The 15,900-nt window shown below is 64.6% G+C and carries 13 protein-coding genes; 3 read left to right on the top strand and 10 right to left on the bottom strand.

Annotation, left to right across the window (positions count from 1 at the left end; genetic code table 11):
- Complete coding sequence (locus tag IEX33_RS03235; RefSeq protein ID WP_229675208.1) at window positions 1-240, top strand: putative acetyltransferase; 240 nt, start codon at window positions 1-3, stop codon at window positions 238-240.
- 124 nt (window positions 241-364) lie between these two features.
- Here IEX33_RS03235 and typA read toward each other — a convergent pair whose 3' ends face one another.
- The gene (gene typA, locus IEX33_RS03230; RefSeq protein WP_188727606.1) at window positions 365-2,293 is read right to left on the bottom strand and encodes a translational GTPase TypA; all 1,929 of its coding nucleotides are present in this window, start codon (window positions 2,291-2,293) and stop codon (window positions 365-367) included.
- A gap of 270 nt (window positions 2,294-2,563) precedes the next feature.
- Here typA and IEX33_RS03225 point away from each other — a divergent pair, with 270 nt between their 5' ends.
- Complete coding sequence (locus tag IEX33_RS03225) at window positions 2,564-3,445, top strand: SGNH/GDSL hydrolase family protein (protein ID WP_188727604.1); 882 nt, start codon at window positions 2,564-2,566, stop codon at window positions 3,443-3,445.
- Between the two features lie 69 nt (window positions 3,446-3,514).
- On the opposite strand, the gene IEX33_RS03220 is transcribed toward IEX33_RS03225, so the two are convergent.
- From IEX33_RS03220 to ychF, 9 genes are all read right to left on the bottom strand, one after another.
- Entirely contained in the window at window positions 3,515-5,221 is a 1,707-nt protein-coding gene (locus IEX33_RS03220) for a dipeptide ABC transporter ATP-binding protein (RefSeq protein WP_188727602.1), read from the bottom strand.
- Window positions 5,222-5,232: 11 nt separating this feature from the next.
- Window positions 5,233-6,183, bottom strand: a complete 951-nt coding sequence (locus IEX33_RS03215; protein WP_188727600.1) for an ABC transporter permease — start codon at window positions 6,181-6,183, stop codon at window positions 5,233-5,235.
- Complete coding sequence (locus tag IEX33_RS03210) at window positions 6,173-7,102, bottom strand: ABC transporter permease (protein ID WP_188727598.1); 930 nt, start codon at window positions 7,100-7,102, stop codon at window positions 6,173-6,175. Before IEX33_RS03210 ends, IEX33_RS03215 begins: the two co-directional genes overlap by 11 nt.
- A 129-nt stretch (window positions 7,103-7,231) precedes the next feature.
- On the bottom strand, window positions 7,232-8,902 hold the full coding sequence (locus IEX33_RS03205) for a peptide ABC transporter substrate-binding protein (protein ID WP_104185080.1): 1,671 nt from the start codon (window positions 8,900-8,902) through the stop codon (window positions 7,232-7,234).
- Window positions 8,903-9,164: 262 nt separating this feature from the next.
- Window positions 9,165-10,943, bottom strand: coding sequence for an ABC transporter family substrate-binding protein (locus IEX33_RS03200; protein WP_188727597.1), 1,779 nt, complete (start codon window positions 10,941-10,943; stop codon window positions 9,165-9,167).
- Between the two features lie 63 nt (window positions 10,944-11,006).
- Entirely contained in the window at window positions 11,007-12,050 is a 1,044-nt protein-coding gene (locus IEX33_RS19295) for an FAD-binding domain-containing protein (protein ID WP_229675207.1), read from the bottom strand.
- Window positions 11,995-12,627, bottom strand: coding sequence for a cryptochrome/photolyase family protein (locus IEX33_RS19290; protein ID WP_229675206.1), 633 nt, complete (start codon window positions 12,625-12,627; stop codon window positions 11,995-11,997). The genes IEX33_RS19295 and IEX33_RS19290 overlap by 56 nt, the downstream gene beginning before the upstream one ends.
- Window positions 12,628-12,709: 82 nt before the next feature.
- Window positions 12,710-13,381, bottom strand: a complete 672-nt coding sequence (locus IEX33_RS03190; protein ID WP_188727595.1) for an SDR family NAD(P)-dependent oxidoreductase — start codon at window positions 13,379-13,381, stop codon at window positions 12,710-12,712.
- A 39-nt stretch (window positions 13,382-13,420) separates the two neighbouring features.
- Window positions 13,421-14,506, bottom strand: coding sequence for a redox-regulated ATPase YchF (gene ychF / locus IEX33_RS03185; RefSeq protein ID WP_104185084.1), 1,086 nt, complete (start codon window positions 14,504-14,506; stop codon window positions 13,421-13,423).
- Between the two features lie 100 nt (window positions 14,507-14,606).
- Here ychF and IEX33_RS03180 point away from each other — a divergent pair, with 100 nt between their 5' ends.
- Window positions 14,607-15,848: a DNA recombination protein RmuC gene (locus IEX33_RS03180; protein WP_188727593.1), complete on the top strand. Its 1,242-nt coding sequence runs from the start codon at window positions 14,607-14,609 to the stop codon at window positions 15,846-15,848.
- Window positions 15,849-15,900 lie beyond the last annotated feature (52 nt).

The following is a 15,900-nucleotide window of genomic DNA, read 5'->3' as shown; positions in this document are numbered from 1 at the left end:
GTGAGTCAGCCTCTTCCTACCCCCGCCGGGTTCCTCTCCGGAGCAACACCCGGAATGCGGGTGGTGGTGCGCTACCGCATCGAGGGCGGCCTGACCGACGCACTGGGCCATCTGGTGGCGTGCGACGGCGATGTGTGCACCATTCGGACGCGGAAGGCCGACGTCGTTATCCAACTGTCAGAGGTAGTGGCCGCCAAGGAAGTCCCGCCGGCACCCGAGAGGCGCCGGCCCGCACAGTAGGTGCGGCCCACCGCGCCCGCGTTGGCTGCGCAGGCGGGGCGGCCCCACGGGACAAAGAAAAAGCCGGTACGACGGCGGGAATCCCCACCGCCGTACCGGCACTTTCAGTTATGGGCTTTGGCGACTAGACCTTGGCGCGGGCGCGGTTGGCCTTGGCGCGCTCGTTGGTGTCCAGGATGACCTTGCGGATGCGGATGGATTCCGGGGTCACTTCCACGCACTCGTCCTCGCGGGCGAATTCGAGGGACTCTTCGAGGGTCAGGTCGCGCGGGGGCGTCAGGTTCTCGAAGGTGTCGGAGGAGGCTGCACGCATGTTGGTGAGCTTCTTTTCCTTGGTGATGTTGACGTCCATGTCGTCGGCGCGGGAGTTCTCGCCCACAATCATGCCTTCGTAGACCTCGGAGGTGGGCTTCACGAAGAACGAGCCGCGCTCCTGCAGGTTGATCATGGCGAACGGCGTGACAACACCGGCGCGGTCAGCGATCATCGAGCCGTTGGTGCGGTACTCGATGGGGCCGGCCCACGGCTCGTAACCCTCGGAGATGGACGCTGCGATGCCGGCGCCGCGGGTGTCCGTGAGGAACTTGGTGCGGAAGCCGATCAGGCCACGGGCGGGAACGATGAATTCCATCCGGCACCAGCCGGTGCCGTGGTTGGCCATGTTGGTCATGCGGCCCTTGCGGGCTGCCATCAGCTGGGTAACGGCGCCGAGGTACTCCTCGGGGACGTCGATGGTCATGTGCTCCATCGGCTCGTGGATCTTGCCGTCGATGGTCTTGGTGACAACCTGCGGCTTGCCCACAGTCAGTTCGAAGCCTTCGCGGCGCATCTGCTCCACCAGGATGGCCAGCGCCAGCTCGCCACGGCCCTGGACTTCCCAGGCGTCGGGACGCTCGGTGGGGAGAACCTTGATGGAGACGTTACCGATCAGTTCCTTGTCCAGGCGGTCCTTCACCTGGCGCGCGGTGACCTTGGCGCCCTTGACCTTGCCGGCCAGCGGCGAGGTGTTGATACCGATCGTCATGGAGATCGCGGGATCGTCAACGGTGATCAGCGGCAGCGGCTGCGGGTTCTCGGCGTCGGTCAGGGTCTCACCGATGGTGATCTCCTCGATGCCGGCGACGGCGACGATCTCACCCGGGCCTGCAGACTCCGCGGGAACGCGGTCCAGGGCTTTGGTGGCCAGGAGTTCGGTGATCTTCACGTTCTTGAGCTCACCGTTGGCGCGCGCCCAGGCAACGGTCTGGCCCTTACGCAGGGTGCCGTTGTAGATGCGGAGCAGGGCGAGGCGGCCCAGGAAGGGGGAAGCGTCCAGGTTGGTGACGTGCGCCTGCAGTACACCCTCCGGGTTGTAGGTGGGTGCCGGGATGTGCTCGATGATGGTCTTGAACAGCGGCTCCAGGTCTTCGTTCTCCGGAGCGGTGCCGTCAGCGGGCTGGTCAAGGGAAGCGCGGCCAACCTTGGCGGCTGCGTAGACAACGGGAACTTCGAGGATCTTGTCCAGGTCCAGGTCCGGAACTTCGTCCGCCAGGTCCGAGGCAAGGCCCAGGAGGAGGTCCATGGACTCGTGGACGACTTCCTCGATGCGGGCGTCGGGACGGTCGGTCTTGTTGACCAGCAGGATGACGGGCAGGTGCGCGGCAAGGGCCTTGCGCAGCACGAAGCGGGTCTGGGGCAGCGGGCCCTCGGAAGCGTCAACGAGGAGGACGACGCCGTCGACCATGGACAGGCCGCGCTCCACTTCGCCGCCGAAGTCGGCGTGGCCGGGGGTGTCGATGACGTTGATGGTGATGGTCTCGCCGTTGGAGGACGGTCCGTTGTAGGCCACGGTGGTGTTCTTGGCCAGGATGGTGATGCCCTTTTCGCGCTCCAGGTCACCGGAGTCCATCACGCGGTCTTCAAGGTGGTTGTGCTCGGCAAAGGAGTTGGTCTGCTTGAGCATGGCGTCGACCAGGGTGGTCTTGCCGTGGTCAACGTGGGCCACAATCGCGACGTTGCGGAGGTCACTGCGTGATGCAGTGGCGACCGCGGTGTTGGTGGTGGTTTCAGACATGCGTAATGGCTCGATTCAGTGGTGAAAGTCAGCTGTTGTATCGCGACATTTCCAACCGGAACGCACGACGGATCAGGCCCTTAGCACAGGGCGCCTTCCTCCATTCTAGCGCCAGTGCCATTTATTGGCCTAAATTCTCCGGCGGCGTGCGGGCATCGCGTGGCCCTGACCCTGCCCCGCCACGGAAAATTGTGCGCAAAATCACTGGCCATACAGGACGGCATGCAACATGATTGCTCTGACAGACCGTGCCAGCCCGAAAGACACCCGATGCGAAAAACCCTGGCCGCCAAGGCCTGGATCCGTTGTGCCGCGTCCGGCGTCGCTGCGGTTGTTGCCTTGTCTGCCGGCCTCTCCGGCTGCGGCATGCCCGCCCCGTCCCCCGGGAATGCTGAGCGTCCAGTTGCGGCGGCGGCTGCGGCGGGATCCCACGGGGCACAAGGGAATCCTGTTGGAGTAGCTGCCGGTTCCCGCGTCCTGAACCCGGCCAACGGGCGGCTCGAGGCCGTTGTCCCGGAGGTCAGCAGGACGGTCCTGCTGATCGGTGATTCACAGTCCGAACCCGTTGACGGCTGGCCGCGGCTGGGCCTGGCTGCGGCGGGCTACAAGGTGTACTTCTGCGGCCGGGGCGGGACCGGCTTTGTCTCCTCGAACGGTGCAACAGGCAACTACATCGATGCCCTGCTGCGCGGCGACTGGCTGCTCCCGTCCGGCACGCCGGCGCTCATTGTTATTCAGGGCGGCGGCAATGACGCCGCCGGTGCAGCGAGTGACAGGCAGATAACCGCCAATGCCGAACGCCTGATCGCGGAGCTGCGGGAGCGCTACCCCGGCACGCCCATGGCGATGATCGGTACGCTTGCCCGCGGGGAAGCCCACGGCGGCGGCCGGCGGACTGAAGTCGATGCCCTGTTGGGGTCGGTGGCAGCGTCCCATGCCCTCCCCTTCGTATCCGTGGGTGACTGGTTGACCCGGTACGGCCTGGCCAAGGACCTCGCGGACACAGTGCACATGAACCCTGCGGGACGCCAAAAATTGGGAGTCCTCCTCGGGGGCCGCCTCCGGGACCTGGGCCTGGACCGGAAGCCAACGGCGGACCAGCAGCCGCTGCGGGCCTCCGGCACCCTGGACGACGGCCCCGGCCAGGACTGAAACACAGACGGCCGGAGCCGGGGCCCGAAGGCCCCGGCTCCAGCCGTACTTGTTGCGCGGGCAGCCCGCTTATGCAACTTCCGGCGGAAGCATCAGCTTGGCCCCCGGGATGGCGTTGAGCAGCGCCTGTGTGTACTCCTGCTGCGGCGCGTCGAAGACGTCGTCCGTGGATCCTGTCTCCACCAGGCGCCCCTTCTCCATCACGCAGACGTGGTCTGCGATCTGGCGGACCACCGCGAGGTCGTGGGTGATAAAGAGGTAGGTCAGGCCGAGGTTGGACTGCAGGTCAGCCAGGAGGTTCAGCACCTGCGCCTGGACCAGGACGTCCAGGGCGGACACCGCCTCGTCACAAATGATGACTTCGGGATCCAAAGCCAGCGCACGGGCAATGGCAACACGTTGCCGCTGGCCGCCGGAGAGCTCGTTCGGGTACCGCTGCATGGTGGATTGCGGCAGCGCCACCTGGTCCAGCAGCTCGCGGACCTTCTTTTCGCGGCTGGCTTTGTTCCCGATCTTGTGGACCCGCAACGGCTCCTCAATGGTCCGGTAGATGTTGTACATCGGGTCCAGGGAGCCGTAGGGGTCCTGGAAGATGGGCTGCACCCGGCGCCGGAACTTGAACAGTTCCGAGGGCTTCAGCAGCTGGGTGTCCACGCCGTCGAAAAGTATCTTGCCGTCGGTCGGCTTCTCCAGCTGGAGCACCATCTTGGCCACTGTGGACTTGCCGGAGCCCGACTCCCCCACGATCGCCGTCGTGGTTCCGCGAAGGACGTCGAAGCTGACGCCGTCCACCGCCGCAAAGTCCGAGGATTTGCCCAGGCCCTGCCGAAGCTTGTACACCTTCCGCAGGTCCTGGATCTGCAGGACGTTGTCGGCGGTGAGCGCCTCGGCGGCCGGAGCCAGGAGGTCCGCCGCTTCCACGCCTTGTTCCTTGGCAACCTGGATGCGCCGGCTGGCCAGGGACGGTGCCGACTCCACGAGCCGCTTGGTGTAGGGATGCTGCGGGTTCTGCAGCAGCTCCAGAGACGGCCCTGATTCGACCACCTGACCCCGGTACATGACCACAACCTTGTCCGCGCGTTCAGCGGCAAGGCCGAGGTCGTGGGTGATCAGCAGGACAGCCGTGCCGAGCTCGGACGTCATGCCTTCGAGGTGGTCCAGGATCTGCCGCTGCACCGTGACATCCAGCGCTGACGTGGGCTCATCCGCAATCAGCAGCCGGGGCTGGCAGGACAGGCCAATGGCGATCAGGGCCCGCTGGCGCATGCCGCCGGAGAACTCGTGCGGGTACTGCTTCGCGCGGCGGTGCGCGTCCGGAAGGCCAGCCTCGGACAGGACCTTCGCGATGTCCTCCGGTCCGCTGGGCCTGCCGTTGGCGCGCAGGGTTTCCTTGACCTGGTAGCCGATCTTCCACACCGGGTTGAGGTTGGACATGGGGTCCTGGGGCACCATGCCGATGGTGTTGCCGCGCAGCTCAATCATCCGCTTTTCGGGCGCATGCGAGATGTCTTCGCCGTCCAGAAGGATCTGTCCGCCGGAGACCCGGCCGTTGGCAGGCAGCAGCCCGATTGCTGCGAGTGCGGTTGTAGATTTTCCCGAGCCGGACTCGCCCACGATCGCCACGGTCTCACCCGGCATGATGGTCAGGTGGGCATTCCGGACAGCGTTCACCTCACCGTTGCTGGTGTTGAACGTGATGGCCAGGTCCCGGATTTCCAGGAGCGGCCGGTTTGCGGGTGTTCCGGCTTCAGTAATGGTGACATCTGATGCAGTCACGTGTGCCTCCTTCATCGCTGGCGGCTCTTCGGGTCAAGAGCATCGCGCAGGGCGTCGCCCAGCATGATGAAGCTCAGGACGGTGATGGACAGTGCGGCAGCCGGGTAGAGGAGCACGGCGGGGTTGGTGCGGATGGACGATTGTGCGGCATTGATGTCGTTACCCCAGGACATGATGCTGCCTGGGAGCCCGATGCCAAGGAAGGACAACGTCGCCTCCAGCACGATGAACACACCGAGCTCCATGGTGGCCAGCACGATGATGGGGGCGAGGGCGTTAGGCAGCACATGCTTGATGAGGCTCTGGATCCTGGACACGCCGAGCGATCGGGCCGCCGTGATGAAGTCGGCGTTGCGGACTTCGATCACTGCGCCGCGGGTCAACCTTGCCATCTGGGGCCACGCAAGCAGCACGATGATCGTAATGACCGTCCACACACTCTTGTTCTCCCTGAAGTACGGGAGCTGGACAACGACCAAGGCGCCGAGTACCAGCGGCAGTGCAAAGAAGATGTCGCCGAGGCGGGCGATCACGGCATCGATCCAGCCGCCGTAGAAGCCGGCCAGTGCGCCCAGGGTTACCCCGATGATGAGCACGCCGATGACAGCGAACACGCCAACCATGACGGAGGCCTGTGTGCCGTAAATGACGCGGGCGTATACGTCGCAGCCCTGGAAGGTGAACCCGAACGGATGGCCGGCCGAAGGCGCGCCGTCGGAATTTGCCAGCTGGCAGTTCTCGTTGGGGGCAGTCTGGGTGAACAGGCCCGGGAAGAAGGCCACTACCAGGATGACCAGGATCATCACTGCCGAGACGATGAACAGCGGACGACGGCGGAGCTTCCGCCAGGCGTCAGCCCACAGGCTCAGCGGGGCCTGGTCAGTCTTCACCGCATCCGTTACCAGCAGAGGGGTCTCCTCGATGGGGGCAACGAAGTGCGTGGTGTCTTGGTTACTTTTCATAGCGAATCCTTGGATCAAGCCAGGCGTACAGCAAATCAACCAGGAGGTTGGCGATAACGAAGACGAGCACCAGCACACTCACGATCGCGACGACGGTGGGTCCTTCGCTGCGGAGAATCGCCTGGTAGAGCTTCTGCCCCACACCGGGGACGTTGAAAATGCCTTCGGTGACGATGGCACCGCCCATCAAACCGCCGAGGCTGGCGCCCAGGTAGGTGACAACGGGAATCATCGAGTTGCGGAGGATGTGCGCCATGACCACGCGGGGCCGGGACAGCCCCTTCGCAGTGGCGGTACGGACGTAATCGGCCGTTGAGTTTTCAATCACCGACGCGCGGGTGAGGCGAAGCACGTAGGCGAAAGAAACCAGCGCAAGCGCGAACGCCGGAAGCAGCAGCGTGCTCCAGGTGACGTCCGTACCCACTGTGGGTTTGGCCCAGCCAAGGTACACACCGAACACCAGCTGCAGGACGAAGCCGAGGACGAAGATGGGGATGGCGATGACGACGAGCGAGGCGAGCAGGACCGTCGAGTCGAAGATCTTTCCCTTGCGGAGGCCGGCGATGAGTCCGAAACCGATGCCGAACACTGCCTGGATGACGAGCGCTTCGACGGCCAGCATCACGGTGACGGGGAAGACGCGGCCGAGCGTGGCGGCGATGGGCTGGCCGGTGAAATCGACGCCCAGGTTGAACGTAAAGAGATTCTTGAGGAACAGGCCGTACTGGATCCAGAACGGCTGGTCCAGGTTGTACTGCTGGCGGAGCGCCGCGATGACGGCTTCGCTCGGCGGACGGTCTCCGAAGAGCGCCCTGATGGGGTCCCCGGGGAGGGCAAACACCATGAAGTAGACCAGCAGGGTGGTGCCCAGGAACACGGGAATGGCTTGGAGCAGGCGCCGGAGAATGAACTGGATCACAGCTGACCCTCCGGGGCTTGTGGAGATGGGGGGAATTTCATGTAGGACAGCTTCCTGCCGGTATCAAGGCTATGGGGGCCCGGCTGGTGCCGGACCCCCACTAGCTATTTGAGTTGGACGGTCTCAGGACTACTTTGCGGTGATGTTGTAGTACTGGATGACACCGTTCCAGCCGCTGTCCACGTTGGTGACGTTCTGGCTCCACACGACCTGGCGGGCGGAGTACCACAGCGGGAGGTTGGGCAGGTCCTGGAACAGGATTTCCTGGGCCTCGGTGAACTTCGCGTTGGCGTCGTCGGTGGACTTGGAGCCCAGGCCTTCGTCGAGCAGCTTGTCGAACTCAGGGTTCGAGTAGCCCTCGTAGTTGGCGCTGGCACCGGTCCGCAGCAGCGGGCCGAGGAAGTTGTACAGCGACGGGTAGTCTGCCTGCCAGCCGGCCCGGGCGAAGCCGGGAAGTGTCTGGGACTTGCGCAGGTCCAGAAGTTCAGCAAACTTGGCGAAGGGCTGGCCTTCAGCCTGGATGCCGAGGTTGTTCTTCAGGTTGTTGGCAACGGCGTCGATCCATTCCTTGTTGCCGCCATCGGTGTTGTAGCCGAGCTGGAGGGTCTTGTCTGCCGGCCACGGGCTGATGGCGTTGGCCTTTTCCCAGGTTTCCTTTGCCTTGGCGGCATCGAACTTCAGGACGTCGGATCCCTCGACGTTCTCGTTGTAGCCATCCACGGCCGGGGAGGTGAAGTCCTTGGCCGGGATGCGGGTGCCGCTGAAGATGACCTTGGTGATCTCGTCACGGTTGATGGCCATGGAGATGGCCTGGCGGCGCAGCTTGCCTGCTTCGCCCTGGAACTCGGGCAGGTAGCCCGGGATGTTCAGGGTGGAGTTGCCTGCGTACGGCTTGTTGAGGTGGTTGTCCGGGAAGTCCATGGTGTAGGTCTTCAGGGCGTTGGTGGGCAGGACATCCGTGACGTCCAGGTTGTTGGCCTGGATGTCGGTGTAGGCAGGAGCCGGGTCCGTGTAGAACTTGAAGGTCACACCGCCGTTCTTGGCTTCGCGGGTGCCGGCATAGTCCTCGTTCTTGACGAGTTCAATCTGGCTGTCGTGCTGCCAGGCGCCTTCCTTGGCCATCTTGTACGGGCCGTTGCCAACCGGGTTCTCGCCGTAAGCCTTGGGATCAGCGATGGCTTCGGAGGGAAGCGGCATGAAGGCGGTGTAGCCAAGGCGCAGCGGCCAGTCGGCCTCCGGCTGCGTCAGCTTGACCTCGATGGTGGAGTCATCCTTGAGGACCAGGCCGGAGAGGGTCTCTGCCGTAGGGGCGGGGACTTCCGTTTCGCCTTCCTTCTTGGTGGCGCTGACGGCGTCGTAGCCCTCAATGGATTCGAAGAAGCTGCTGTTCGCCTGGGCGTTGGTGCTCAGCGCGGCGAAGTTCCATGCGTCAACGAAGCTCTTGGCGGTGACTTCCTCGCCGTTGGTGAACTTGGTGCCGCTCTTGACCTTGATGGTGTAGTTCTGGCCATCCGGGGATTCGATGGACTCAGCCAGCGCGTTGACCGACTCGCCACTGGGGCTGTAGCTGGTCAAGCCTTCAAAGAGAAGCTCAACAACGCGGCCGCCATAGACCTCGTTGGTGTTTGCCGGCAGCAGCGGGTTCTGGGGTTCGTTGCTGTAAGCCGTGATGATCTTGGCCGGATCGCCTGCGGCGTCGCTTGCCCCTTCATTGCTGCCGCCTCCAGCGCCGCAGCCGGTCAGGGCGAGGGCGGCGATTGCCACCATGCCCAGTGCTTTGGAAGTGCGCGTAAAACGCATTCCGCCTCCTATGAGTTGTGGGAGATAACGAGGGGGGAATCTGGTGGTTCCCCGCAGGCGAGACGCAGCTTTCGACTGTGACGCAACCTACATATACGAGTAGCCTAACCGCACGAAGTCCAGATACTGGTACTCCGTTGCCAAACCGTGACCGGCTTGAACTGAACGCCTAGTCGGTCAACGGAAGTTGTGCAAGTCACATGCTACTCGCCGGTAGCCCGTACAGCGAATCGGGAAGGAGGAAAGGTTTTTGCCCCGGATTTCAGGACGACGCCGGCTGGGCCAGGCGCCAGTCCCACACGTTCCACCAGACACCCAGGGGGCCGGCGCTCGTCTTGACCCCGGCCACCCGGGCGCTGAAGGCTGTGGCGCCAATGGTCTGGTAGAGCGGGAGGCCATAGGCGTTTTCCCAGATCTGTTTGTCGATCTCGGCCAGGAGCTCATCCTGCTTGCCCAGGTCCGTGGTGCCGGCCAACTGTTCCATCAGCCTGTCGGCGTCGCCGTCGGAAAAGGCGTTGAAGTTACTGCCGGCGCCGGTACGGAAGATCTGGGGAACCCGGCTGACCCCCGCTGCGGTGCCAATCCACCCCAGCAACGCGGCGTCGTAGCCTCCGCCGCCGAGCGCCCGGGCCCAGTCAGCACTCCCCTGCCCCGCATCGACCACTTGGAAGCCGGCCTGCGCGGCGGAATCCCGAATCAGGGAAAATGCTGTGGCGCGGTTGGGGTTGTCCCGGTTGTAGAGGATCCGGATAGTCGGGGTGTCACCATCCAGGACCGCCTTTGCCCCGTCGATGTCCACCTCCGCATAGTCCGACGAGCCGTTGTTCTTGACGGTGTCGCCGTATTTGGGCTGGGCCGGCAGGAAGACGTGTGAATCCAGGGGCGCGGCATCGGGCTGCCGGTCCCCCACCACGGCGTCGATGATGGCTTGGCGGGGTACCGCCTTCAGGAATGCCTGGCGGACGTCCTCGTCAGCAAAAGGCCCGGAGAACGTGAGGTCCAGGTGGTCGTAGCCTGACTGGTTGTACCACTCAACGGTGTTGCCCTGGTCCGCCAGTCCAGCCAGGAGTTCCCCGGTTTCCGCCGAGGGCTGGGGGGAGATGATGTCGGCCTGGCCGTTGCGGAGCGCTTCGACTGCCGTGGGCACGGAGCCTGTGAAGCGGACGGTTATTTCATCCAGCCAGGGCTCCTGGCCCCACACGTAGTCGCGGTTCCGGACGAGGGTCATGGAGACTTCAGGGACGATATCGCGGACGATGTACGGGCCGTTGGAGAGATACACGGACGGGTCGTCGGGCAGGCTCTTGGAGTCGAACCCCGAGTTCCAGAAGTCGCTGACCCGCTTGAGGGGTTCGTTGACTGCGGGCTCTTCCCCATTGCCGCGGGGTGAGTCCCGGATCAGGTCGATCAGCTCTTCTTCGTCGTTCAGGCCGCTTTTCGCTGCCACCACGTGTGCCGGCAGGCCGACGTCGAAGGCCACTTCCCAGTCAGCGTAGGGCACGGCGTATTCCAGGGTGATGGAACGGCCGTCCGCCCCGATTTCCGGCAGCACGGTGCCGGCAAGGCCGCTGGTGTCGGAGGCGACCGCAAAGTATTTGTTGCCTGTCCCCGCCAGGGGGTCGGCGTCGTCAAAATACCCTGACCCGGCCGCCCAGCTCAGGAGGAGGTCGCCGGCGTCGACCGCCTCGCCGTCGGACCATTTGACGCCCTCGTTGACGGTGTACCTCACCTTCAGCGGCTGGTCCGAGACCTTCTCGTAGCGCCCGAATTTTTCGTTCCGCACCACTCTTGCGGCGTCATCCAGGTAGTAGAAACCCGAGTGGGTGACGTAACCGATCTTGGAGTTGATATCGGTGTTGCCGTCCGCGCTGTACGGGTTGAAGGACGAGAACGCGTTGACCTCCGCGACGCTCACGCTGCCGCCGCGCTCGGCCTCCCCCACCACCACAGGGGTGGTGCCGCCGTTGCCCGAGCACCCCGACAGGACCAGGGCGGCAGCCACCGCCGCGGTGATGTAGTGCACCAGACGCCTGAACGGCATGCCGCCTCCTTGTTTTCCTTCTGCGGGAGGGGCTCCTGGAATCGCCAGGATCACGCCCTGTACTCAGGATAAGGCGTGCGGGCCCTCGATTGGCGGTGCCGTCCGCAGCAGCCGTGTTGCTTCCCGTCCTGCGCCGAGCAGGGCTTCAGCACGACGGCGGTGCTCCCGCCGCTTGTCCGGGTCCATGTTGTCCAACAGCGAGACCACCATCCGCGAGCGGGGATTTCTTTCGAAGACCTCCCGGTGGTCGTCGATGAAGGTCCAGTACAGCCCGTCCCAGTCTTGGATCCATTCCCCTGCCGGCAGGTCGGACATCCTGCGGAGGTAATTGCTGCCCGAAACGTAGGGCTTCGTGGTGATCTCCTCCCCCGCCGCGAACTGGCTCATGGCGTACACGTTGGGGACCATCACCCAGTCGTATGCGTCGATGAACAGTTCCATGAACCACTCGTAGACGTCGTCGGGATGGATCCGCAGCAGGGACATGGCGTTGCCCAGGACCATCAGCCGCTCAATGTGGTGGGCGTATCCCGTGGCAAGGACCCGCGAGACCACCATGTCCACGGGAGCCAGCCCGGTGTCCGCGTCCCACCAACCGTCACCCAGCCCGTTCCGGTGGTTCAACCGGTTGGCTGTGCGCAGCTGCCTGCCGCGGGTCCGGTAGGTGGCGCGCATGTATTCCCGCCAGCCAATCACCTGCCGGACGAATCCCTCCAGGGAGGCGAGAGGAGTATGTGGGCCTGCACCCGCGAGCACGGCCTCAAGGACTTCCCGCGGGTCCAGCAGTCCGATGTTCAACGCCGGGGTGAGCAGGCCATGGGCGATGAACGGATGCGTGGTGGATATTGCGTCCTCGTAGGGACCGAAGTCGTCCAGCCGTTCGCGGACGAACTCGTGGAGGTGCTTGCGTGCCTCGTCCGCGCTCGTGGGCCATGCAAACAGGAAGGGATCACCCGGAGCGTCCGGGAACTCTTCCGCCACCCAGGCAATCGCCTGTTCGACGTCGTCCGAGGCCGCGTCTCCGGCAGCGGCTTCTTGTCCGGTGAGGGCTTCAAAGTCGAAGGTCCCCTGCAGCTGATGGATGGGGTGGCGCGCAAACCGGCCCACCGTGCGGGGTGTACCCCCGAGGGAGCTTTTTCCGGTTGTCCGCGTCGAAGGACCACTTCCCGCCTGCCGGCTGCCCGCCGCCGTCGACCAGGACGCCGAGGCGGCGGCGCTGCCACACGTAGAAGTCGTGCATGCGGGCTGGGTTGGCGGCAAACCAATCGTCAATCTGCCCGCGGTCGGTGAGGAAATTCGGCGTCTCCAGCACGTCTTCGCCGCGCATCCTGTAGCCGCCACCGGCCAGGCCGGAATACAGGTCCTGTTCAAGCCAGTCGTCCACCACGTCGAACCAGGTCACCTGCTCCGGGCGGCGGTGGCGCACAAGGTCTGCGAGCTGCTGGTGGGAGCTGCGGCCGGCCTCGCTGTGGAGGACGACAACCTCGTGGCCCTTCGCGCCAAGGCGGCGCGCAAACCGGCTCATGGACGCCCGGTGCAGGACCAGTTTGTGGGAGTGGAACGAGTACTGGCGAAAGAGCAGGTCATGCTCGATCAGCACAAACACCGTACCGTCTGCCGCATCGAGGTGTTCGCGGAACAACTGATGCGGCAGAACCAGTCGCAGGTGCGGGCCGTACGTCATTCCCCCACCCTAGGGGGCTTTGACGCCTCCGCCGCCAGCGGTAAACCAGCCTCGGGGTCCATTAGCTTCTGTGGCGCTGGGTTCAAAGACTTGGAACAGCCTGGAAGGCGGTGCTGGGCAGATCCTTCTCGCCATCGACGATCGCAGCGATGATCCGCGCTGCAACCAGGTCCGGATCCAGCCCCGCGCCGAACCGCGGCGCCGACCCGGCGATCGGATGATCGGACAGCGCGGTGGCAGTGTGCCCTGGGCGGGCGTCCACGATTCGGATGCCCGCACGGCGATACTCGCGCGCCGCCGCGACAACGAAGGCCGCGAGCCCTGCCTTCGACGCCGAGTATGCCGCCAGACCGGCGACGGGTGCCTCGGCCACAACGCCGCTCAGTGTGACAACGAAGGGCTCGCGGCCCTCACGTGCCGAGGCGGCGAGGTAGGGCTGGCTCTGCGTAATGAGCTGGATCGGACTGGTCGTGTTCACAGCGAAGAGTTCGTCCACCGTGGCGGGTTCAAGGTCTGATGCGGCGCCGAAGGCGACGACCCCGGACGCCACCACCAGCCCGTCGAGGCGTCCGTGCTGCGCATTCGTGTCTTCCAGGACTTCCCGGATCACGGAGGGTGCACGCAGATCGTGCCCGGCAGACTTTGACGACCGGGCGACGATAGCGCCGTTACTTTCCAGCTGGGCGGCCATGCGCGAACCGAGTCCGCCGGTGGCGCCGACTACCAGAACAACCGCACCCTGAAGAGTCGTCATGGGTAGATCCTAGGCCACGTGCCCGAAAATCCTGTGGGCTTAGACGTTGAAGCGGAACTCCACCACGTCGCCGTCGGCCATCACGTATTCCTTGCCCTCGATACGGACCTTGCCGCGGGATTTGGCCTCCGCCATGGACCCGGCTTCCACCAGGTCGTTGAAGGACACCACCTCGGCCTTGATGAAGCCACGCTGGAAGTCGGAGTGGATTACCCCCGCTGCCTGCGGCGCAGTATCGCCCTGCCGGATGGTCCAGGCACGGGTTTCCTTGGGGCCGGCGGTCAGGTAGGTCTGCAGCCCCAGCGTGTGGAAGCCGACGCGCGCCAGCTGGTCCAGCCCGGATTCGTCCTGGCCATTCATTTCCAGCATCTCGCGGGCTTCTTCCTCGTCCAGTTCCACGAGGTCGGCTTCGAGCTTGGCATCAAGGAAAACGGCATCCGCCGGGGCAACCATGGCCCGCAGTTCCTCCTGCTTTTCGGGACTGCCCAGGATGCCTTCGTCGGCGTTGAAGACGTAGATGAACGGCTTGGCCGTCAGGAGGCCGAGCTCCTTGAGGTGTTCCATTTCGAGCTTGTCGCTCTTGATGGAGGAGAAGATGGTGTCGCCGCGCTCCAGAACCGCCTGGGCTGCCTTGATGGCGGCAAGCTCCGCAGCTTCCCGCTTCTTGATCTTGACTTCCTTCTCGATCCGCGGGATGGCGTTCTCAATGGTCTGCAGGTCTGCCAGGATGAGCTCGGTGTTGATGGTTTCCATGTCGGACTGGGGGTCCACCTTGCCGTCGACGTGGATGACATCGGGGTCATCAAACACCCGCACCACCTGCGCAATGGCTTCGGCTTCGCGGATGTTGGCCAGGAACTTGTTGCCCAGGCCTTCTCCTTCAGAGGCCCCCTTGACGATGCCGGCGATGTCCACAAACGACACCGGCGCGGGCAGGAGGCGCTGCGATCCGAAGATCTCAGCCAGCTTCTGAAGCCGGGGGTCGGGCAGGTTCACGACGCCGACGTTGGGTTCGATGGTGGCGAACGGGTAGTTCGCGGCCAGGACCTGGTTGCGGGTGAGTGCGTTGAAGAGAGTTGATTTGCCGACGTTGGGCAGTCCGACGATGCCAATAGTAAGAGCCACGAGGATTTATTCTACCCGCAGCGGGCGGCCCGGGGTCCGGCGCCGGTCAGGGAAAATGTCGCTTCGGCAAAATGTCACAGCCCCATGCGACAGTGAGGGCATGGATGGTTTCGCGTTGATTCTTGCTTTGTTCATGCTGCTGCTGGGTGCCTTTGCGGGTGCTGCCGCCGTGTTCTTGGTGCTGCGGAAAAACACCCGCGGCCTGGAAGAGGACTTCGACGCCGTGTCGTCACGGCTTTCGGAGGTCAGCGCGCAGTTCGCCGCGGCCGACGCCGAGCGAAGGCTTTTGGCGGCACAGAACCGCGAGCTGGGTGAGGCAAGGACGCAGGACGGCAGCGTGCTGCGCGCACTTGCCCCGGTGGCGGAGAAACTGACGGCTGTCCAGCAGCAGGTGGCGCTGCTGGAACGGGACCGGGTGGAGCAGTACGGCCAGCTCGCCCAGCAACTGCAGGAAGCGCGGCTCTCCGATGAACAGCTCATCCGTTCCACCCACGCCCTGGAGTCTGCCCTGAGGTCCAACAGTGCCCGCGGCCAGTGGGGCGAAGTCCAGCTCCGCCGGGTGGTGGAAGCATCGGGAATGCTGCGGCACGTCGATTTCGTGGAGCAGGTCCACAGTGCCGGTCATGATTCGGGCATAAGGCCGGACCTGGTGGTGCAGCTGCCGGGCGAAAAGCAGCTGGTGGTGGACGCAAAAGTACCGCTGTCCTCCTACCTGGAAGCCCAGGAACCTGGTGCGGCGCAGGACCTCCGTCCGGATTCCGGCGCCCGGCACACCGGACCGCTGTCCGGGAGCGACCGCCGGAACCAGCAGGCGCTGCTGGCGGCCCATGCCAAGGCACTGCGGGCACACGTTGATTCCCTGAGCAGCAAGAAGTACTGGGACATTCCGGGCAACTCCCCCGAGCTGGTGATCTGCTTCATTCCTGCCGAGTCCATCCTGGCCGCCGCGCTCATGGCCGACGCCGGGCTCCTCGATCACGCGCTGTCGAAGAACGTGGTCCTGGCATCTCCCAGCACCCTGCTGGCTGTGCTCAAATCCGTGGCCTTCACCTGGCGGCAGGACGTCCTCACGGACAGCGCCCGGGAGTTGTTCGAACTGGCGCGGCAGCTGTACGACCGGATGGGGACCCTGGGCGAGAACGTCACCAAGCTGGGCTCGTCCCTGAAATCGTCAGTGGACCGCTACAACGCCATGGTGGGGACCCTGGAAGCCCGCGTCCTTCCCACGGCCCGGAAGCTGAACTCGCTTGAGGAATCCGGGCTTGCTGCCCCTCCGGTTGTTGAGGTCACCCCGCGGGCCCTGGCGGCGCCTGAGCTGCAAAGCGACCACGAAGCCGCCTGACAGCAACGGCAAGCGGCACCAAAAAAGTGGGCCCGGCAGGTACCGGGCCCAC

This window comes from Pseudarthrobacter scleromae (assembly GCF_014644515.1).
Lineage (GTDB): Bacteria > Actinomycetota > Actinomycetes > Actinomycetales > Micrococcaceae > Arthrobacter > Arthrobacter scleromae.
This window is presented reverse-complemented; position numbering and strand designations above follow the sequence as displayed.